Annotated in this window: 21 protein-coding genes, 3 tRNA genes and 1 pseudogene; 6 read left to right on the top strand and 19 right to left on the bottom strand. The window is 71.4% G+C overall.

Annotated elements, in window-relative coordinates:
* Nucleotides 1-98 precede the first annotated feature (98 nt).
* From Q5762_RS09335 to Q5762_RS09310, 6 genes are all read right to left on the bottom strand, one after another.
* Entirely contained in the window at nt 99-668 is a 570-nt protein-coding gene (locus Q5762_RS09335; protein ID WP_315891540.1) for a helix-turn-helix domain-containing protein, read from the bottom strand.
* Nucleotides 669-762: 94 nt separating this feature from the next.
* Nucleotides 763-1,191, bottom strand: coding sequence for a MaoC family dehydratase (locus Q5762_RS09330; RefSeq protein ID WP_315891539.1), 429 nt, complete (start codon nt 1,189-1,191; stop codon nt 763-765).
* A gap of 3 nt (nt 1,192-1,194) precedes the next feature.
* Nucleotides 1,195-1,647: a MaoC family dehydratase N-terminal domain-containing protein gene (locus Q5762_RS09325; RefSeq protein WP_315891538.1), complete on the bottom strand. Its 453-nt coding sequence runs from the start codon at nt 1,645-1,647 to the stop codon at nt 1,195-1,197.
* Between the two features lie 82 nt (nt 1,648-1,729).
* Nucleotides 1,730-1,894 carry a 50S ribosomal protein L33 gene (rpmG, locus tag Q5762_RS09320; protein ID WP_003956487.1) on the bottom strand — a complete coding sequence of 55 codons (165 nt, stop codon included), beginning with the start codon at nt 1,892-1,894 and terminating at the stop codon, nt 1,730-1,732.
* A gap of 86 nt (nt 1,895-1,980) precedes the next feature.
* Nucleotides 1,981-2,053 (bottom strand) — tRNA-Met (locus tag Q5762_RS09315).
* A gap of 44 nt (nt 2,054-2,097) precedes the next feature.
* A tRNA-Thr gene (locus Q5762_RS09310) sits at nt 2,098-2,170 on the bottom strand.
* Nucleotides 2,171-2,433: 263 nt separating this feature from the next.
* Between Q5762_RS09310 and Q5762_RS09305 the strand changes: the two genes are divergently transcribed.
* Together Q5762_RS09305 and Q5762_RS09300 are read left to right on the top strand one after the other, a co-directional pair.
* Nucleotides 2,434-3,711, top strand: coding sequence for an amidohydrolase family protein (locus Q5762_RS09305; protein WP_315891537.1), 1,278 nt, complete (start codon nt 2,434-2,436; stop codon nt 3,709-3,711).
* 2 nt (nt 3,712-3,713) lie between these two features.
* Complete coding sequence (locus Q5762_RS09300) at nt 3,714-4,370, top strand: SDR family oxidoreductase (protein ID WP_315891536.1); 657 nt, start codon at nt 3,714-3,716, stop codon at nt 4,368-4,370.
* Nucleotides 4,371-4,433: 63 nt separating this feature from the next.
* Here the strand turns inward: Q5762_RS09300 and Q5762_RS09295 are convergent.
* Nucleotides 4,434-4,515 (bottom strand) — tRNA-Tyr (locus Q5762_RS09295).
* Nucleotides 4,516-4,697: 182 nt separating this feature from the next.
* On the opposite strand from Q5762_RS09295, the gene Q5762_RS09290 reads away from it, so the two are divergent.
* The 3 genes from Q5762_RS09290 to Q5762_RS09280 all read left to right on the top strand — a co-directional run bounded on the left by Q5762_RS09290 (nt 4,698) and on the right by Q5762_RS09280 (nt 6,414).
* Nucleotides 4,698-5,189: a YajQ family cyclic di-GMP-binding protein gene (locus Q5762_RS09290; RefSeq protein ID WP_315891535.1), complete on the top strand. Its 492-nt coding sequence runs from the start codon at nt 4,698-4,700 to the stop codon at nt 5,187-5,189.
* Nucleotides 5,190-5,293: 104 nt separating this feature from the next.
* Nucleotides 5,294-5,794: a methylated-DNA--[protein]-cysteine S-methyltransferase gene (locus Q5762_RS09285; protein ID WP_315891534.1), complete on the top strand. Its 501-nt coding sequence runs from the start codon at nt 5,294-5,296 to the stop codon at nt 5,792-5,794.
* On the top strand, nt 5,794-6,414 hold the full coding sequence (locus Q5762_RS09280; RefSeq protein ID WP_315891795.1) for an alpha-ketoglutarate-dependent dioxygenase AlkB: 621 nt from the start codon (nt 5,794-5,796) through the stop codon (nt 6,412-6,414). Before Q5762_RS09285 ends, Q5762_RS09280 begins: the two co-directional genes overlap by 1 nt.
* A 4-nt stretch (nt 6,415-6,418) precedes the next feature.
* Here Q5762_RS09280 and Q5762_RS09275 read toward each other — a convergent pair whose 3' ends face one another.
* Entirely contained in the window at nt 6,419-6,688 is a 270-nt protein-coding gene (locus Q5762_RS09275) for a GlsB/YeaQ/YmgE family stress response membrane protein (RefSeq protein WP_315891533.1), read from the bottom strand.
* Between the two features lie 57 nt (nt 6,689-6,745).
* Here Q5762_RS09275 and Q5762_RS09270 point away from each other — a divergent pair, with 57 nt between their 5' ends.
* A complete protein-coding gene (locus Q5762_RS09270; RefSeq protein ID WP_315891532.1) occupies nt 6,746-7,987 on the top strand; it encodes an APC family permease in 1,242 nt (413 codons plus the stop codon).
* A gap of 39 nt (nt 7,988-8,026) precedes the next feature.
* Here the strand turns inward: Q5762_RS09270 and Q5762_RS09265 are convergent, their stop codons facing one another.
* From Q5762_RS09265 to Q5762_RS09215, 11 genes and pseudogenes are all read right to left on the bottom strand, one after another.
* Nucleotides 8,027-8,428 (bottom strand): YccF domain-containing protein, encoded by a 402-nt coding sequence (locus tag Q5762_RS09265; protein WP_315891531.1) that lies wholly within the window; start codon nt 8,426-8,428, stop codon nt 8,027-8,029.
* Nucleotides 8,425-9,288, bottom strand: a complete 864-nt coding sequence (htpX, locus tag Q5762_RS09260; RefSeq protein WP_315891530.1) for a zinc metalloprotease HtpX — start codon at nt 9,286-9,288, stop codon at nt 8,425-8,427. The genes Q5762_RS09265 and htpX overlap by 4 nt, the downstream gene beginning before the upstream one ends.
* Nucleotides 9,289-9,448: 160 nt before the next feature.
* Complete coding sequence (gene mscL, locus Q5762_RS09255) at nt 9,449-9,904, bottom strand: large conductance mechanosensitive channel protein MscL (protein WP_315891529.1); 456 nt, start codon at nt 9,902-9,904, stop codon at nt 9,449-9,451.
* A gap of 35 nt (nt 9,905-9,939) precedes the next feature.
* On the bottom strand, nt 9,940-11,463 hold the full coding sequence (locus Q5762_RS09250; protein WP_315891528.1) for an NADH-quinone oxidoreductase subunit N: 1,524 nt from the start codon (nt 11,461-11,463) through the stop codon (nt 9,940-9,942).
* Nucleotides 11,460-13,013, bottom strand: a complete 1,554-nt coding sequence (locus Q5762_RS09245; protein WP_315891794.1) for an NADH-quinone oxidoreductase subunit M — start codon at nt 13,011-13,013, stop codon at nt 11,460-11,462. Before Q5762_RS09245 ends, Q5762_RS09250 begins: the two co-directional genes overlap by 4 nt.
* A 27-nt stretch (nt 13,014-13,040) precedes the next feature.
* The gene (locus Q5762_RS09240) at nt 13,041-15,014 is read right to left on the bottom strand and encodes an NADH-quinone oxidoreductase subunit L (RefSeq protein ID WP_315891527.1); all 1,974 of its coding nucleotides are present in this window, start codon (nt 15,012-15,014) and stop codon (nt 13,041-13,043) included.
* The gene (nuoK, locus tag Q5762_RS09235) at nt 15,011-15,400 is read right to left on the bottom strand and encodes an NADH-quinone oxidoreductase subunit NuoK (RefSeq protein ID WP_315891526.1); all 390 of its coding nucleotides are present in this window, start codon (nt 15,398-15,400) and stop codon (nt 15,011-15,013) included. Before nuoK ends, Q5762_RS09240 begins: the two co-directional genes overlap by 4 nt.
* Nucleotides 15,400-15,966, bottom strand: coding sequence for an NADH-quinone oxidoreductase subunit J (locus Q5762_RS09230; RefSeq protein ID WP_315891525.1), 567 nt, complete (start codon nt 15,964-15,966; stop codon nt 15,400-15,402). The genes nuoK and Q5762_RS09230 overlap by 1 nt, the downstream gene beginning before the upstream one ends.
* Complete coding sequence (locus Q5762_RS09225; protein WP_315891793.1) at nt 15,963-16,463, bottom strand: 4Fe-4S binding protein; 501 nt, start codon at nt 16,461-16,463, stop codon at nt 15,963-15,965. The genes Q5762_RS09230 and Q5762_RS09225 overlap by 4 nt, the downstream gene beginning before the upstream one ends.
* Nucleotides 16,464-16,570: 107 nt before the next feature.
* Nucleotides 16,571-17,539 (bottom strand): complex I subunit 1 family protein, encoded by a 969-nt coding sequence (locus Q5762_RS09220; RefSeq protein ID WP_315891524.1) that lies wholly within the window; start codon nt 17,537-17,539, stop codon nt 16,571-16,573.
* Nucleotides 17,536-17,805, bottom strand: a pseudogene (locus tag Q5762_RS09215) (NADH-quinone oxidoreductase subunit C); the annotation flags it as partial. The gene Q5762_RS09220 and the pseudogene Q5762_RS09215, both read right to left, overlap by 4 nt.

Here is a 17,805-nt window from a genome sequence, read left to right as displayed (position 1 = left end):
GATTCCGGTTGTTAGTTATTGATGACTAACTTTCACGATCATGCAAAAGCCGGTACGCGGGACAACGGTGGCGCTACTTCTGCAGGGCGACGGTGGCCCTACTTCTCCAGACGGCCGAGCCGCCGGGCGGACGGGTAGAACCCCTCCCACACCTTGTGCTCCGGCGGAAAGCCCATGGCGACAAGGGTGTTGACGAGCATCCCGTACGCCAGGAAGGTCGTGGTCTCCTCGACGTCCGCGCCGAGCGCGATCCGGACGGTCTCCCAGAGCCTCATCCAGCCGGCTCGCACGGCTTCGCCGAACTCGTGGTCGCCGGCCGCCTCCGCGGCGGCGACCGTCACGTACACCTGCATCTGCATCAGGAGCCGGTCGGGGTCCTCGGCGATGATCCGGGTGTACGCGTTGGCCATGGCATGCAGGGCCTCCTCGCCCGACAGCCCCTCGGCGGCCTCCGCGAAGAGCCGGACGGTGTCGCCGATGCAGCGTTCGGAGGCGGCCAGGAAGATCGCCTTCTTGCCGGGGAAGAGCCGGAAGAGATACGGCTGCGAGACGCCGACGCGCTTGGCGATCGCCTCGGTGGACGTGCCGTAGTACCCGCCGCGACTGAACTCGCTCATCGCGGCACGGATCACGCTCTCGCGTCGCTCCTCCGCACTCATCCTGACCATGAGTTCAAAGTTAGTACTCAATCACTAACTACGCAAGCCCAAGGAAAGGGCGGCCACCGCTCGACGCGACGACCGCCCTCCCCCACTGTTCGCGCTACGCGAGCGTGACCACGGCCCGTGACATCCCCAGGACCTTCTGGCCCGCCGAGACGGCCGTCAGGTCCACCCGGACCCGGTTGTCGTCCAGCTTCGCCGCGACCTTGGCGCTGACCTCGATCAGGGCGCCCTCGTCGTCGTTCGGTACGACCACGGGCTTGGTGAAGCGCACGCCGTACTCGACGACGGCCGCCGGGTCACCGGCCCAGTCCGTGACGACGCGGATCGCCTCGGCCATGGTGAACATGCCGTGCGCGATGACGTCCGGCAGACCGACCTCGCGGGCGAACTTCTCGTTCCAGTGGATCGGGTTGAAGTCCCCGGAGGCCCCGGCGTACCGCACCAGCGTGGCGCGCGTCACGGGGAAGGACCGCGTCGGCAGTTCCGTGCCGACCTCGACCTCGTCGTAAGCGATCTTCGCGGTCATGGCTCAGGCCTCCTCGGGCGCGCGGGACACGAGCTTGGTCCAGGCGGTCACGACGTGCTCGCCGGTCTCGTCCTGCACCTCACCGCGGATGTCGAGGATGTCGTTGCCCGCGAGGGACTTGATCGCCTCGATGGTCGTGGTGACCGAGAGCCGGTCCCCCGCCCGCACCGGCCGGGTGTAGACGAACTTCTGGTCGCCGTGCACGACACGGCTGTAGTCCAGGCCGAGCTGCGGGTCCTCGACGACCTGACCGGCCGCCTTGAACGTGATCGCGAACACGAAGGTCGGCGGGGCGATCACATCGGGGTGGCCGAGGGCCTTCGCCGCTTCCTGGTCGACGTAGGCGGGATTCGCGTCGCCGATCGCCTCGGCGAACTCGCGGATCTTCTCCCGGCCGACCTCGTAGGCCGCGGTGGGCGGATAGGTCCGGCCCACGAAGGACTGGTCGAGCGCCATGGACTCGATACCTCCTGGATTTGTTGCCGACAAACGACACGAGGCCGCCCCCTGGCGGGGACGGCCTCGTGAACGAGCCTGATTAGCGCGTCTCGCGGTGCGCCGTGTGCGAGTTGCAGCGAGGGCAGTGCTTCTTCATCTCAAGACGGTCCGGGTTGTTACGCCGGTTCTTCTTGGTGATGTAGTTCCGCTCCTTGCACTCCACGCAGGCCAGCGTGATCTTCGGGCGGACGTCGGTGGCAGCCACGTGAGTGCTCCTTGGACGGATGGGACGGATGAACGCATAAAAGAGTAGCCGATCGAAGGACCGACCCCACAATCGGCTACCGTGTGTAGCGGTGACCGGACTTGAACCGGTGACACAGCGATTATGAGCCGCTTGCTCTACCGACTGAGCTACACCGCTTTGATGATCGGGTTCCCGCCCGGAGGCGGGTTCCTCTTCACCAGAGCCCCAATACGGAATCGAACCGTAGACCTTCTCCTTACCATGGAGACGCTCTACCGACTGAGCTATTGGGGCGAGCGATGAAGACATTACACGGTCCTCCGCCGATCGCCCAAATCCGTTTCCCGGCCCAGCCGACGGGCACGCGCGCGCTCTTCGTGCGGGCACGCGCGCGTGCCCGCCACGCCCGTCCCGTACGCCACACGTGGCCTCATCAGTACGACTATTGCCCACCTCCTCGAAGGGCGACCGGGTCGCCCCTAGGCTCGGCCCCACGCTGCGTGATCTTGATCTTGAGCTGAACGTGATCGTGAGCTCGAGGAGCCTTGAGGAGGCCGATGTCAGCCGACAGCAAGCAGCCCCAGCCGCCCGACGACCGGTCCGCTGCCACCGCCGACTCCGCCTCGCTCCTGCTCTCCAACGCCCGGCTCACGGACGGCCGGACGGTCGACGTACGGCTGGTCGGCGGCCGGATCGAGGCCGTCGGCACGGCGGGCAGCCTCACCGCCGTCGGTGCCCGCGTCGACCTGGCCGGCTACCTGCTGCTCCCCGCCCCCGCCGAGCCGCACGCGCACGCCGACACCGCGCTCAGCGCCGACTCCCCGGGCCCCGTCTCGTACGCCCCCGAGGAGGTGCAGCGGCGGGCCACCGAGGCGGCGCTGCTCCAGCTCGGCCACGGCGCGACCGCGCAGCGCGCGCACGTGCGGATCGGTGACGTGCACGGGCTCGGCCCGCTGGAGGCCGTCCTGCAGGCCCGGCGTTCGCTGCGCGGGCTCGTGGACCTGACCACGGTCGCGGTGCCCCGGCTGCTGACCGGCACGGCGGGCGCGGACGGGCTCGCGATGCTCCGGGACGCGGTGAAGATGGGCGCGAGCGTGGTGGGCGGCTGCCCGGACCTCGACCCGGACCCGGCGGGGTATGTGGAGGCGGTCCTGGAGGTGGCGGCCGAGCAGGGCTGCCCGGTGGACCTGCACACGGACGCGGACGAGCCGGCGCGGCTCGCCCGGTTCGCGGCGATGGCGGGCGGGCTGCGGCCCGGCGTGACGATCGGCCCGTGCGCGGGGCTCGCCCGGCTGCCCTCGGACGTGGCGCGGCGGGCCGCGGACCAGCTGGCGGCGGCCGGCGTGACGGTGGTGTGCCTGCCGCAGGGCGGCTGCGAGGCGACGGAGCGGCGCGGGGCGGCGCCGGTGCGGCTGCTGCGTTCGGCGGGGGTGCGGCTCGCGGCCGGCGGCGGGGCGCTGCGGGACGTCTCCAACCCGGTGGGGCGCGGGGATCCGCTGGAGGCCGCGTACCTGCTGGCCTCGCTGGGCGGGCTGCCGGTGGAGGACGCGTACGGGGCGGTGAGCGCGGCGGCGCGTACGGCGATGGGTCTGGCGGAGGTACGGGTCGAGGCGGGGTTCCCCGCCGAGCTCCTGGCGGTGCGCGGCGAGCGCCTGTCGGGCGTGCTGTCCCTCGCGTACAGCCGGATCGTGGTGCACCGGGGGCGGGTGGTGGCCCGGACGAGCGCGGTGCGCGAGTACTGCGACTCGGCGGCGGCGCTGGATCTGCCGCGCCAGGCGCGGCCGGAACGTCCCGAGCCGGGAAGCCCTCCGGCCGGTCCCGTCGTACGGTCGTGAGTATGCGCATTGTCATCGCTGGAGGACACGGTCAGATCGCCCTGCGTCTGGAGCGGCTGCTCTCGGCGGTGGGGCACGAGCCGGTGGGCCTCATCAGAAACCCGGATCAGGCCGACGACCTGCGGGCGGCGGGCGCGGAGCCGGTCGTCCTGGACCTGGAGTCGGCCACGCCGGAGATGGTCGCGGCGGTCCTGCAGGGCGCGGACGCGGCGGTCTTCGCGGCGGGCGCCGGCGCGGGCAGCGGGGCCGGCCGCAAGGACACGGTGGACCGCGGGGCGGCGGTCCTCTTCGCGGACGGGGCGGAACGGGCGGGCGTACGCCGGTACGTCGTCGTCTCCTCGATGGGCGCCGACGCGACCCACAAGGGCGACGAGGTCTTCGACGCCTACCTGCGGGCCAAGGGCGCGGCGGACGACGACGTACGCGCGCGTGAGGCCCTGGACTGGACGATCCTGCGCCCAGGCATGCTGACGAACGACGCGGGCAAGGGCCTGGTCCGTCTGGAGGCCACGACGGGCCGCGGCCCGATCTCCCGCGACGACGTGGCAGCGGTCCTGGCCGAACTCCTGGAAACCCCGGCCACGGCGGGCCTGACCCTGGAACTCATCGCCGGCTCAAGCCCGGTGGCGGTCGCGGTGAAGGCAGTGGCAGGCGAGTAGTCCGCGAGACCCCCACAACGAAGAAGGTCCCCGGTGCAAGCACCGGGGACCTTCTGTATCGCGTGGCGGCGCCAGGATTCGAACCTGGGTAGGCTAAGCCGACGGATTTACAGTCCGTTCCCATTGGCCACTCGGGCACACCGCCATGGGATAGCGCTGCTCGGAGCCGCTTTTCGGCTGCGCTCCGGGGCAACGACGTAAACGATACCCGATCCCCGGGGGTGGTTCGCCACCGGATTGATCAGCGGTTCGGGGGTGATCGGATGACTAGGCTTGCCTCGTACGCCAACGCAACCGCAACGCATTCGACGCAAGGAGCCTCACGTCATGGCCGACTCCAGTTTCGACATCGTCTCCAAGGTCGAGCGGCAGGAGGTCGACAACGCCCTCAACCAGGCCGTGAAGGAGATCTCTCAGCGCTACGACTTCAAGGGAACCAACGCCTCGATCGCCTGGTCGGGCGAGAAGATCCTGATGCAGGCGAACGGCGAGGAGCGCGTCATGGCGATCCTCGACATCTTCCAGTCCAAGCTGATCAAGCGCGGGATCTCGCTGAAGTCGCTGGACGTCGAGGGTGAGCCGCAGCTGTCCGGCAAGGAGTACAAGCTCTTCGCGACGATCGAGGAGGGCATCTCCCAGGAGAACGCCAAGAAGGTCTCCAAGGTCATCCGCGACGAGGGCCCCAAGGGCGTCAAGGCGCAGGTCCAGGGCGACGAGCTGCGGGTCAGCTCGAAGAGCCGGGACGACCTGCAGGCCGTGCAGGCGCTGCTCAAGGGCAAGGACTTCGACTTCGCGATCCAGTTCGTGAACTACCGCTAGTCACCTCGCCGCCGCGAGCGAACTGCGTGTCCGAAAACCGCCAGCTTCCGCGCCGGCGGGCCTCGCACACTGGACGGGTAGTGAGCGCGAGGAGAGGAACAGCCATGACGGTGTACGCGTACGTCGACGGGCCCCTGGGACAGATGCTGCTCGTCGGGGAGACCGCCGGTGAGGCGGGCCCGGTCGAGCTCGTCTCGCTGTCCCTGCCCGGGCAGAAGGGTGGTGCCGCCGTCGAGGACGGCTGGCGGCACGCGCCCGAGGCCTTCGGGGAGATCGCCGGGCAGCTGGCCGAGTACTTCGCCGGGCGGCGCGAGCGGTTCGACATCCCGTTCGCCGACGGCGGTACGGAGTTCCAGCGCCGGGTCTGGCGCGCCCTGGAGGAGATCCCGTACGGGGCCACCGTCTCGTACGGGGACATCGCCCGGATCGTGGGGTCCTCCGGGGCCGCCGTCCGCGCCGTCGGCACCGCGATCGGGCGCAACCCGCTGCTCGTCGTGCGCCCTTGCCACCGGGTGATCGGTGCGGACGGGAGTCTGCGCGGGTACGCCGCCGGTCTGGAGCGCAAGGAGCGGCTGCTCGGGCTCGAAGGCGCCCTGGCCGTGTGATGGACACGCTCTTCCCGCGTGAGCGGGCCGTCGTCGGCCCCGGTGCCGTGCACGTGCCGGGGTGGCTCTCCCTCGACCGGCAGCGGGAGTTGGTGGCCGCCTGCCGGGAGTGGGGGCGCGGGCCCGTCCCGTACCGGCACACCGTGCTGCCGGGCGGCGGGGTGATGTCGGTGCGGTCGCTCTGTCTGGGGCGGCGCTGGGTTCCGTACCGGTATCTCGACACCGTCGATCTCCCACTGCCCGAGTCGCTGCGCACTCTGGGGCGGGAGGGGGTGCGTGAGGCTTATGGGGAGGACCTCGGCTTCAGCCCCGACACCGCCCTCGTCAACTTCTACGGCTCCGGCGCCGCCATGGGGCTGCACCAGGACAAGGAAGAGCGATCCGGGGCCCCGGTGGTGTCGTTGAGCCTCGGGGACCGTTGCGTGTTCCGGTTCGGGAACACCGAAACCCGGGGGAAGCCGTACACCGACGTGGAGTTGGTGTCCGGGGATCTGTTCGTCTTCGGCGGGCCTTCGCGGTTCGCGTACCACGGTGTGCCCAAAGTCCTTGCCGGTACGGCCGATCCCGCGCTCGGGCTCACCGGACGGCTCAACATCACCCTGCGCGAGACCGGACTCTGAGGCTTCAGCGCGAGCGCGAGTGGCCGAAGAGGATCCGGTACGCGATCAGCAGCACCAGCGCGCCGCCGATGGCCGAGATCCAGGTGGCGGTGTCGTAGAAGCCCGTGGCGATCGGGCGGTCCAGGAACGTGGACGAGATCCAGCCGCCGGTGAAGGCGCCGGCTATGCCGATGAGGGTCGTGCCGATGAGGCCGCCCGGGTCGCGGCCCGGGAGCAGGACCTTGGCGATGACGCCCGCGAGCAGGCCCAGGACGATCCAGCTGATGACGTTCATGCCAGGAAGGACGCGGGGGCGCCTGGCACGGTTGCGGGCACCCGTAGTGTGCCGTGCATGACACACGAACTGCGCCGCTCCCTCGGCGTCTTCGACGCCGTCGTCATCGGGCTCGGCTCGATGGTGGGCGCCGGGATCTTCGTCGCGCTCGGCCCGGCGGCCGGGGCGGCGGGAGCGGGGCTGCTGCCGGCGCTCGGGGTCGCGGCGCTCGTCGCGTACTGCAACGCGATGGCCTCCGCCCGCCTTGCGGCCCGCTACCCGGCGTCCGGCGGCACGTACGTGTACGGTCGCGAACGCCTCGGGCCGCTCCTCGGCTACCTCGCGGGCTGGGCGTTCGTCGTCGGCAAGACGGCCTCGTGCGCGGCGATGGCGCTCACGGTCGGAGCGTACGTGTGGCCGGAGCAGGCGCACGCGGTGGCGGTCGCGGCCGTGGTGGCGCTGACGGCCGTGAACTACGGCGGCGTACGGAAGTCCGCGCTGCTGACGCGGGTGGTCGTGGCGCTGGTGCTCGCCGTCCTGGCGGCCCTGGTCGTGACGGCGTTCGCCTCGGGGGAGGCCGACTTCGGGCGGCTGGCGCTCGACTCGGAGGTGACGGCGGGCGGGGTGCTCCAGGCGGCGGGGCTGCTCTTCTTCGCGTTCGCGGGGTACGCGCGGATCGCCACGCTCGGCGAGGAGGTACGCGACCCGGCCCGGACGATCCCGCGGGCCGTGCCGATCGCCCTCGGCATCGCGCTGGCCGTCTACGCGGCGGTGGCGGTGTGCGTCCTGGCCGTCCTCGGGCCGCAGGCCCTCGCCGCCTCCCCCGCCCCGCTGGTCGACGCGGCCCGGGCGGCCGGCGCGGGGTGGCTGGTTCCCGTCGTCATGACCGGTGCGGCGGTCGCCGCGCTGGGCTCGCTGCTCTCGCTGATCCTCGGGGTGTCCCGTACGACCCTCGCGATGGCCCGGGACGGGCACCTGCCGTCGGCGCTCGCGGCCGTCCACCCCCGCTTCCAGGTGCCGCACCGGGCGGAGTTGGCGGTGGGCTCGGTGGTGGCCGTGGTGGCGGCCACGGCGGACGTACGGGACGCGATCGGCTTCTCGTCCTTCGGCGTGCTGGTCTACTACGCCATCGCCAACGCCTCCGCCTGGACCCTGGGCCGCCGCCACCGCCCCCTCGCCGCCCTGGGCCTGGCCGGCTGCGGGGCGCTGGCCTTCTCGCTCCCGCCCGGCGCCGTCCTGGCCGGCCTCGGCGTCCTCGCGGCGGGCGCGGTCGCCTACGCGGTCAACCGAGGACGACGCGAACACCAGCCGCGTCCGTGAGGACGCGTGCGGTCGGTGGGGTCTGTGCGGTCAGTGCGGTCAGTGGGCCGTGTACGGGTAGGCGGCCTGGTCCGTGCGGACGATCTCCTTGCCCAGGGGGAGCAGGGAGACCGGGATCAGTTTGAAGTTGGCGATGCCCAGCGGGATGCCGATGATCGTGATGCACAGGACGATGCCGGTGGTGATGTGGCCGAGCGCGAGCCACCAGCCCGCGAGGATCAGCCACAGGACGTTGCCCACGCAGGACGGGGCGCCCGCGTCGCGGCGGTCGACGACCGTGTAGCCGAAGGGCCAGAGGGCGTAGACGCCGATCCGGAAGGCGGCGAGGCCGAAGGGGATGCCGATGATCGTGATGCACAGCAGGACGCCGGCCAGCATGTAGCCGAGGAACATCCAGAAGCCGCACAGGATCAGCCAGATGACGTTGAGGATTGTCTTCACGGGCGGTGACCTGCCATCTGCTCGAGTCGGGCGATGCGTTCCGCCATCGGCGGGTGCGTCGAGAACATCTTCGAAACGCCTCTGCCCGCTCCGAAGGGGTTCGCAATCATCATGTGGCTCGCGGTCTCGATCTTCGGCTCGGGCGGCAGCGGCAGCTGCTTCGTGCCCGCGTCCAGCTTGCGCAGGGCGCTGGCCAGGGCCAGCGGGTCGCCGGTGAGCTGGGCGCCCGAGGCGTCCGCCTCGTACTCCCGGGAGCGACTGATCGCGAGCTGGATGACCGAGGCGGCGACCGGACCGAGAATCATGATCAGGAGCATACCGAGCAGGCCGGGGCCGTCGTCGTCGCTGGAGCGGCCGACCGGGATCAGCCAGGCGAAGTTGACCAGGAACATGATCACGGAGGCGAGCGCTCCGGCGACCGAGGAGATCAGGATGTCCCGGTTGTAGACATGGCTCAGCTCATGGCCGATCACTCCGCGCAGCTCGCGCTCGTCCAGGATCGCGAGGATGCCCTCGGTGCAGCACACCGCCGCGTTCCGCGGGTTCCGGCCGGTCGCGAAGGCGTTCGGCGCCTGGGTGGGCGAGATGTAGAGCCGCGGCATCGGCTGGCGGGCCTGGGTGGAGAGGTCGCGCACCATCCGGTAGAGCGCGGGGGCCTCGAACTCGCTCACCGGGCGCGCCCGCATGGCCCGCAGGGCCAGCTTGTCGCTGTTCCAGTAGGCGTACGCGTTGGTGCCCAGCGCCACGAAGAGCGCGACGATCAGCCCGGTACGTCCGAAGAAGCTGCCGATGAGGATGATGAGGGCCGAGAGCCCTCCGAGGAGTACGGCGGTCCTCAGCCCGTTGTGCCGGCGGTGCACGGTACGCCCTCCAAGTGGTGCGGCAGGGGAACCCTTTGCTCGGTGGTGGTCCACCTCGTCCAGTGGACCCTCCCGTACTGGTCAACGCCAGGCGGGAGGCGCGGGTTCCCCGGCCCTCACAGGGGGCGGTGCGGGCCGTACGGGTGATGCGTACCCGCGATCAGCGGGGGGTGGGGAGGAGGCTCGCCTTCTCCAGTGCGGTGACGACGGGCTCGACCTCGCTCGTGCAGTGGGCGCACCGGGTGGCGATGGCCGGGATCTCGGTGAAGCAGCGGGGGCAGTCGCGCTTCTCGGACTTGGCGTCGGCCTCTTCCTTGGCGAACCTCGCCTGGATCTTCGCCATGGGGACGACGATGCAGAAGTAGAGCACCGCGGCGGTGATCACGAAGGCGATGGTGGCGGCGATGAGCAGGCCGTACGGGAAGACGGCACCGCGGATCTTGAAGCTGGCCTCGCTGAAGTCGCCGACCGAGCCGGTGGCCAGACCGATCAGCGGGGTGATGAAGGCCTTGCTGAAGCCGGTGACGACGGCGGTGAACGCCGATCCGACGGCCAGACCGATGGCCATCGAGATGATGTTGCCGCGGAGGATGAAGTCCTTGAAACCGTTCAGCACGGGTGAAGCTCCTTGATGCTGTTCTCTGTGGGGGGTCAGAAGAGGGTGCTCGCGGCGAATCGGAGCGCGAACTGCGGGTAGCCCGACAGCACGACGCCGACGACGGCCGCGAGCCCGATCGCCAGGGTGATCGGGGCGGGCACGCGCGCGTGAGCCCGCTCCCCCGCCGACTCGGCCTCCGCCTCCGCCTCCGGCGAGCGGAACAGCAGGGCCGTCCACCGCAGGTAGTAGTAGAGGCCGATCACGACGTTGATGGCCATGATCACGGCCAGCCAGCCGAGGCCGGCGTCGACCGCCGCCGAGAAGACGGTGACCTTGGCGAAGAGGCCGATGATACCGGGGGGCAGACCCGCCAGATTCAGCAGGAAGAAGCCCATGACGAGGGCGAGCAGCGGACTGGCCGCGTACAGGCCGCGGTAGTCGGCGATCCGGTTCTCCGGGTGCGTACGGGCGACCAGGGCGGCGACCGCGAACGCGCCGAGGTTCACGACGGCGTACATCAGGGCGTACGCGACGGTGGCGCCGATCTGGTCGTCGCTGGAGTACGCGGCGGCGGCGATCGGCACCAGGAGATAGCCGGCCTGGGCCACGGAGGACCAGGCGAGCAGCCGGACCGCGCTCCACGCGCGCGTGGAGACCTGCCGCAGGGCGGCCACGTTGCCGACGGTCATGGTGAGCGCGGCGAGCACGGCCAGCGCCGGGCCCCAGACGTCGGCGTACGAGGGGAACGCGACGACCGTCACCAGGATGAGGCCGGTGAAGCCGACGGCCTTGCCGACCACCGAGAGGTAGCCGGCGACGGGCAGGGGGGCGCCGATGTAGGTGTCGGGGACCCAGAAGTGGAAGGGGACCGCGGCCGTCTTGAAGGCGAAGCCGACCAGCGTGAGCGCCACGCCCGCCTGGGCGAGGGTCTGCAACTGGCCGGGGACGTCGTCGAGGCGCTGGGCGAGCTCCGTGAGGTGGAGGGTGCCGGTCGCCCCGTACACGAAGCTCACGCCGAGCAGGGTCACGGCGGTCGCGGTGACCGAGGAGAGGAAGAACTTCAGCGCCGCCTCGCTGGACCGCCGGTCGCCGCGGCGCATGCCGACGAGCGCGAAGGCGGGCAGTGAGGCCACTTCGAGGGCGACGACGAGGGTCGCGAGGTCGCGGGAGGCGGGCAGCAGTGCCGCGCCGGCGGCCGAGGAGAGCAGCAGGAACCAGAACTCGCCGGCGGGGAGCTTGTCGCGCGTGTCGGGCAGCGACAGCAGGGCGGCGAGCAGCGCGCCGCCGAACACCAGGAACTGGATGACCAGGGTGAACCGGTCGACGGTGTAGCTGCAGGCGGCGGTCGCGGCCGGTTCGGTGGTGAGGCAGAAGGTCGAGCGGTCCGCGGCGCGCAGCGGGACGAGCAGGGCGATCGAGGCGACGAGCCCGGCGATCGCGGTCCAGCCGAGGAGCTGCTTGTGGCGGGCGGGGAGGAAGAGGTCCGCGACGAGGATGGCCAGGGCGACCACGGCGGTGAGGGTGGGCGGCGCGATCGCGAGCCAGTCGACGGACTGGACGAGGGTCGTGGGGGTCACGAGTTTCCTCCCGCGAGGAGCTTCTGCACGGCCGGGTCGGTGAGGCCGAGGAGAACCGCGGGCCAGAGTCCGGCGAGGACGGTGAGGGCGACGAGCGGGGTCCAGGCGGCGAACTCGTACCCCTGGACGTCGGCGATCGTGGTCTCGCCGCTCGGCCGGGGGCCGCCCATGCAGACCCGGCGGACGACGAGGAGGAGGTACGCGGCGGTGAGGAGGGTGCCGATGCCGCCGATCACCATGAAGGTGAGGAAGGCGGGGCGGCTGAGGCCCTCGGCCGGTTCGAAGGCGCCGAAGAGCGCGAGCATCTCGCCCCAGAAGCCGGCCAGGCCGGGCAGGCCGAGGGAGGCGACGGCGGCGAAGGCGAGCAGGCCGCCCAGGCGCGGGGCCCGGCCGTAGAGGGCCGCGCCGGTGGCGCCGGCGAGGGTGTCGAGGTCGGCGGTGCCGTACCGGTCCTTCAGCGCCCCGACCAGGAAGAACAGCAGGCCGGTGATGAGGCCGTGGGCGATGTTGGCGAAGAGCGCGCCGTTGACGCCGGTGGGGGTCATGGTCGCGATGCCGAGGAGCACGAAGCCCATGTGGCCGACGGAGGAGTACGCGATCAGCCGCTTGAGGTCGCCGTTGACGCCGGGGCGGGTGAGGGCGAGGCAGGCGAGGGATCCGTAGACGATGCCGACCGCGGCGAAGGCGGCGAGGTAGGGGGCGAAGGTCCGCATGCCGTCGGGCGTGATCGGCAGGAGGATCCGGACGAACCCGTACGTACCCATCTTCAGCAGGACGCCGGCGAGGAGGACGGAGCCGACCGTGGGGGCGGCGGTGTGGGCGTCCGGGAGCCAGCTGTGCAGCGGCCACATCGGGGTCTTCACCGCGAGCCCGATCCCGATCGCGAGAACGGCGATGACCTGCACGGATGTGGACAGTCCACGGCCGTTGTCAGTGGCCAGTGCCACCATGTCGAACGTGCCCGCCTTCAGCCCGATGAGGAGCAGGCCGAGCAGCATGACGACCGAACCGAGCAGCGTGAAGAGGATGAACTTCCAGGCGGCGGCCTGCCTGCCTGCACCGCCCCAGCGGGCGATCAGGAAGTACATCGGGATGAGGACCATCTCGAAGGCCAGGAAGAACAGGACGAGGTCGAGGACGGCGAAGGTGGCGAGGGTGCCGGACTCGAGGACGAGGAGGAGTGCGACGAAGCCCCTGGGGGAAGGGCCGCTCGGCATCTTGAAGTAGCTGTAGAGCGCGCAGAGGAAGGTCAGGAGCGCGGTCATGACCAGGAGGGGGAGGGAAATGCCGTCGACACCGAGGTGGAGCCGCACGTCGAGTGCGGGGATCCACTTGATGTCCGTGCTCGCCTGGATCCTCGACGGCTGGTCGTGGTCGAAGCCGAGCGTGAGGACGATCGCGGCGGCGAGGATCACGCCGGTGACGACCACGCCGTGGCGGAGCACGGCCTGGTCCGGGGACTTCCCCTTCAGCCCGGGCGGGGCAGGGAGGAGAGCGGCGACGGCACCGAGGAGCGGGCCGGCGACGATCAACGCGAGAAGGAACTGCATCACGGATTCGCTGATATCGATCACGTCTCACGCTCCGGCGGCGACGAGTACGGCGGCGATCGCCAGGACGACGGAGCCGGCGAGCAGGGCGCTCAGATAGGTCTGCACGTTGCCGGTCTGGGCGCGGCGGACGAGCCAGCCGAGCCACTGGGTGCCGGTGCCCGCGCCGCGTACGTAGGTGTCGACGACCTCGCGGTCCAGGAAGCGGACCAGCGAGGCGGCAGCCAGGACGGGGCGGACGAACACGGCGGCGTAGAGGGCGTCCAGGTGGAAGCCGGCGGCCGCGTGGCGGTGCAGGGGGCCGAGCAGGGCGCGGCCGGGGTCGGTCGGGTCCTCGGCGGGGTGCGGCAGGTGCAGCGCCTCGGCCTCGACCTGGCCCGCGTCGGCGTCGGGGTGGGCGACGTGCGCGGCGACCGCCTCCCGGGCGGGGGCCTTCGTGGCGAGGGTGCGCCAGACCGCGTAGGTGACGGCCGCGCCGATCACGGCGATGCCGGTGCCGAGGACGGCGGTGGTGACGGTCGGGGTGAGGTCGTTCCCGTCGAACCAGTCGTCGAGGTACGTGACGGTCAGTCCGAAGCCGAGGGAGGGGATCGCGAGCACCCACAGGACCGTGGTCATGGCGAGCGGCTGGCGACCGTGGTCGGGGGCCTCGGCGCCCCGGCCCCGGAAGGCCAGCAGCCAGAGGCGCATCGCGTAGGCGGCGGTGAGGAGGGCGGTGAGCAGGCCCGCGACGAGGACGGTCCAGCCGGCCCCGGCGGGGGCGACGGTCCGGTCCCCGAGGGCGGTGTGCTCGGCGGCCACGAGGACGGCTTCCTTGGAGAAGAAGCCGGCGAACGGGGGCAGGGCGGCGAGCGCGAGGAGGGCGACGGTCATCGTCCAGTACGCGTCGGGGATCCGCTTCGTCAGGCCGCTCATCCGGGACATGGCCGAGAGCGAGTTCGTACCGGCGGCGTGGATGACGACGCCGGCGGCGAGGAAGAGGAGGGCCTTGAAGGCGCCGTGGGCCATGAGGTGGAAGACGGCGGCACCGCGGTCGCCCACGGCCAGGGCGCCGGCCATGTAGCCGAGCTGGCCGATGGTCGAGTAGGCGAGGACGCGCTTGATGTCGTCCTGGGCGAGCGCGGCGAGCGCCGAACCGACCATCGTCACCGCGGCCATCACGGCGAGCACCGTCAGCGCGGCCGCGGAGGAGGTGAAGACGGGCAGCAGCCGGGCCACGAAGTAGATACCGGCGGCGACCATCGTCGCCGCGTGGATGAGCGCGGAGACGGGGGTGGGGCCGGCCATCGCGTCGGGGAGCCAGTTGTGCAGCGGGAACTGCGCGGACTTGCCCGCCACGCCGGCGAGGAGCAGCAGTGCGATGAGGGTGGGGTGGTCGAGTCCGTCGCGCCGGACGGTTTCGAGGATCCCGTCGATCCGGAACGTGCCCGCGTCCGTGGCGAGCGCGAAGAGGCCGAACAGGAAGGGGACGTCGCCGAGCTTGGTGACCAGGAAGGCCTTGAGGGAGGCGGCCCGCGCCTCGGGGGTCTCCCAGTAGTGGCCGACGAGGAAGTACGAGCAGATGCCCATGATCTCCCAGCCGACCAGGAGCACCATCAGGTCGCCCGAGTAGACGACGAGCAGCATCGCGGAGGTGAAGAGGGAGACGAGCGCGGCGTACGAGGGGTAGCGCGGGTCGTCGCGCAGATAGCCGGTCGAGTAGACCTGCACGCACGTGGCGACCACGCCGACGAGGACGGCGACGAGGGCGGCGAAGCCGTCGATGTTCAGGGCCAGGTCGATGGGGACCGAGCCGGTGGGGGTCAGCTGGGTGGCGGCCTCGATCGTCTTCCCGCCGCCCTGCCGGACGGCGACGATCGCGGCGAGGACGGCGGCGGCGAGCGTCGGCAGGACCGCGAGGGGGCGGACGTAGCCGGGGGCGGTCCGGCCGAGGAGCAGGCCGGCGGCGGAGCCGAGGAAGGGGAGGAGGGGGACGAGCAGGGCGAGGGTCGTGGTGGTCACGCGGCGGCCTCGGCCTTCTCGTCGGCGTCGGAGGTCGGCTCCGCGGTGTCGGCGGTGGGGCCGGTCGTGGGATCGGGCGTGGTCTCGGCGGTGTCGCGGAGTCGGTCGACGTCCGAGCTGCCGCGGTTGCGGTAGACCATCAGGACGATCGAGAGGCCGATGCCGATCTCCGCGGCGGCGATGGCGATGGTGAAGAGCGTGAGCGCCTGGCCCGCGTGCAGGGCGTCGCGGAGCCAGACGTCGAAGGCGACCAGGTTGAGGTTGACGGCGTTGAGCATCACCTCGACGGACATCAGGACCAGGATCGCGTTGCGGCGGGCGAGGACGCCGTAGAGGCCGACGCAGAAGAGCAGGGCGGCGAGGACGGCGGGGTAGGCGAGATGCATCAGTCCCGGGCCTCCTTGGCGTTCTTGCGGGACAGGACGATCGCGCCGACCAGTGCGGCGAGGAGGAGGACGGAGAGCGCCTCGAAGGGCAGCACCCAGTGCCGGAAGAGCATCTCGCCGGTGACCTCGGTGGAGCCCTGGGCCGGTCCGTCGAGGTCGATCCAGGTCGTACGGAAGGCGTCGACGACCACCCAGACGAGGGCGGCGGCCGCGGCGAGCGCGACCGCGAGGGCGACGGGGCGGTTGCCCGAGTCGGCGTCCGGGGAGCGGCCGATGGGGGCCTTGGTGAGCATGAGCCCGAAGAGCAGGAGGACGACGACGGAGCCGACGTAGATCAGTACCTGGACCCAGGCGATGAACTCGGCGGTGAGGAGGAGGTACTCGACGGCGAGCCCGCCGAGCGTGGCGACCAGCCAGAGCGCGGCGTGCACGAGCTGGCGGGTGGTGACGGTGACGACGGCGGCGCCGAGGGTCACGAGGCCGACGAGGAGGAAGGCGATCTCGACGCCGGAGGGCGAGAGGAAGCCGGGGGTGGTGGCGGCGAGCGTGGTGGCGGCGAGGTTCACTCCTGCCCCTCCCGCGCTTCCGCGGCGGCCGCCGCGGCGGCGGCCTTCTCCACGGCCTTGCGGGCCGCGCCGAACTCCTTCGGCTCCTCCGCGCGCGGGTCGAGCGCGGGCGGTTCGGGGACCGTCCACATCCACTCGCGGAGCTTGTCGCGCTCGTGGGTGAGTTCGTGGATGTCGGTCTCGGCGTACTCGAACTCGGGCGACCAGAACAGCGCGTCGAACGGGCAGACCTCGATGCAGATACCGCAGTACATGCAGAGGGCGAAGTCGATGGCGAAGCGGTCGAGGACGTTACGGCTGCGCTCGCGGCCGCCGGGGGCGGCGGCCGGGACCGTCTCCTTGTGGGAGTCGATGTAGATGCACCAGTCGGGGCACTCGCGGGCGCAGAGCATGCAGACGGTGCAGTTCTCCTCGAAGAGCCCGATGACACCGCGGGTGCGGGGCGGGAGTTCGGGCTGCTTGTCCGGGTACTGCGCGGTGTGCGAGCGCTTCGTCATCGTACGGAGCGTGACGGCGAGGCCCTTGGCGAGGCCGGAGCCGGGGAAAGAGCGGGGCCGCCCGGAGGGCGTCGATGAGGGGTGGTGGTCGGGAGACGCGGTGGGCATTAGTTGATCGCCACCTTCACGATGCCGGTGAGCGCGATCTGCGCGAGGGCGAGCGGTACGAGGGTGGTCCAGGCGAGCTTCTGGAGCTGGTCCTCGCGGAGCCGGGGGTAGCTGACCCGGAGCCAGATGACGACGAAGGCGAGGATCGCGGTCTTGAGCAGGGTCCAGACCCAGCCGAGGCCGTCGGCGCCGAAGGGGCCGTGCCAGCCGCCGAGGAAGAGGACGGTGGTGAGGCCGCACAGGACGACGATGCCGGCGTACTCGGCGAGCAGCAAGAGCGCGAAGCGGAGGCCGGTGTACTCGGTGTACGCCCCGAAGATGATCTCGGAGTCGGCGACGGGCATGTCGAACGGCGGGCGCTGGAGCTCGGCGAGACCGGCGACGAAGAAGACGAGGGCGCCGACGATCTGCCAGGGCAGCCACCACCACTCGAAGGCGTTCACGATGCCGGGGAGGGAGACGGTGCCGGCGGCCATCGCGACGGAGGCGGCGGTGAGCAGCATCGGGAGCTCGTAGGCGAGCAGCTGGGCGGCGGTGCGGAGGCCGCCGAGCAGGGAGAACTTGTTGGCGGAGGCCCAGCCGGCCATGAGGCTGCCGAGGACGCCGACGCCCATGACGGCGAGTACGAAGAAGATGCCGGCGTCGACGACCTGGCCGACGGCGCCTTCGCTCGGGCCGATGGGGATGGCGACGAGGACGAGGAGGTACGGGAGGAGGGCGACGGCGGGGGCGAGCTGGAAGACGCGGCGGTCGGCGTTGGCCGGGACGACGTCCTCCTTCTGCGCGAACTTGACCCCGTCGGCGACGAGCTGGGCCCACCCGTGGAACCCACCGGCGTACATGGGCCCGAGGCGCCCCTGCATGTGTGCCATGACCTTGTGCTCGGTCTGCCCGACGACGAGGGGCAGCACGAGGAAGACGGCGAAGACGACGAGCAGCCGAATGGCGACGTCCATTGCGTCGTTCACGCGGGATCGCCTCCGGCGGGGGTGGTGGGGTCGGTGGGGTTACGTCGGGTGTCGCCATCCGCTTCGGGGGCGGGTGCCGCGTCCGGGGCGGGCTCGGCCTCGGGAGCGGGCGTCGCCTCCGGAGCGGGCTCGGCCTCGGGAGCGGGCGTCGCCTCCGGAGCGGGCTCGGCCTCGGGAGCGGGCGTCGCCTCCGGGGCGGGCTCGGCCTCGGGAGCGGGCGTCGCCTCCGGAGCGGGCTCGGCCTCGGGAGCGGGCGTCGCCTCCGG

Origin of the sequence: Streptomyces sp. P9(2023) (assembly GCF_032436795.1) — a bacterium.
Taxonomy (GTDB): domain Bacteria; phylum Actinomycetota; class Actinomycetes; order Streptomycetales; family Streptomycetaceae; genus Streptomyces.
The sequence above is the reverse complement of the archived record's forward strand: the minus strand, read 5'-3'. Positions and strand labels throughout refer to the sequence as shown.